Genomic DNA, 1,225 nt, shown 5'->3' on the forward strand with positions numbered 1-1,225 from the left:
ACTTTGCCGTGTTCCCCACCATTCTGCTGGTGGCCACGCTGCTGCGCCTGGCGCTCAACGTGGCCTCGACCCGGGTGGTGATGCTCCATGGCCAGGAGGGCCACGCCGCTGCCGGTAAGGTGATCCAGGCCTTCGGTGAGGTGGTGATCGGCGGCAACTACGTGGTCGGTATCGTGGTCTTTGCGATCCTCATGATCATCAACTTCGTGGTGGTGACCAAGGGTGCCGGCCGTATTTCCGAGGTGAGCGCGCGCTTCACCCTGGACGCCATGCCCGGCAAGCAGATGGCCATCGATGCTGACTTGAACGCCGGCCTGATCGACCAGAACCAGGCCAAGCTGCGCCGTCTCGAAGTGGCCCAGGAGGCCGAGTTCTACGGTTCCATGGACGGTGCCAGCAAATTCGTGCGCGGTGACGCCATCGCCGGTTTGCTGATCCTGTTCATCAACCTGATCGGCGGCATGGCCGTCGGTATCTTCCAGCACAACATGAGCTTTGGCGATGCGGGCCGGGTATACGCCTTGCTGACCATCGGTGACGGTTTGGTGGCGCAATTGCCATCACTGTTGCTGTCCACTGCGGCGGCGATCATGGTGACCCGGGCTTCGGGTTCCGAAGACATGGGCAAGCAGATCAACCGGCAGATGTTCGCTTCGCCCAAGGCGCTGGCGGTGGCAGCCGGCCTGATGGCCGTGATGGGGCTGGTGCCGGGCATGCCGCACTTCTCCTTCCTCAGCCTGGCGGCCGTGGCCGGTGGCGCCGCTTACCTGGTCTGGAAAAAGCAGAACCAGGTCAAGGTCAAGGCTCTGGAAGAGGTCCAGCGTCAACAGGACCTGCTGCCTTCCCCGGCCCGTGCCCTGGAAACCAAGGAGTTGGGTTGGGACGACGTGACGCCGATCGACATGATCGGCCTGGAAGTCGGTTACCGCCTGATTCCCCTGGTGGATCGCAACCAGGGCGGGCAATTGCTGGCGCGGATCAAGGGGGTGCGCAAGAAGCTCTCCCAGGACCTGGGCTTTCTCATGCCCACGGTGCATATCCGCGACAACCTGGACCTGGCGCCGAGCGCCTACCGCCTGACCCTGATGGGGGTGATCCTGGCCGAAGCGGAGATCTATCCGGATCGCGAGCTGGCGATCAACCCGGGGCAGGTCTATGGCACGCTCAACGGCATCTCCGCTCGGGACCCGGCCTTTGGTCTGGAAGCGGTGTGGATCGAAATCAG

At 63.4% G+C, this 1,225-nt stretch carries 1 protein-coding gene; it reads left to right on the forward strand.

Annotation, left to right across the window (positions count from 1 at the left end):
* Positions 1-1,225, forward strand: a 1,225-nt coding sequence (locus F6S12_RS31930) for a flagellar biosynthesis protein FlhA (protein WP_315869880.1), incomplete at both ends; no start/stop codon positions are given.

This window comes from Pseudomonas sp. JV245A (assembly GCF_032424515.1).
GTDB lineage: Bacteria > Pseudomonadota > Gammaproteobacteria > Pseudomonadales > Pseudomonadaceae > Aquipseudomonas > Aquipseudomonas protegens.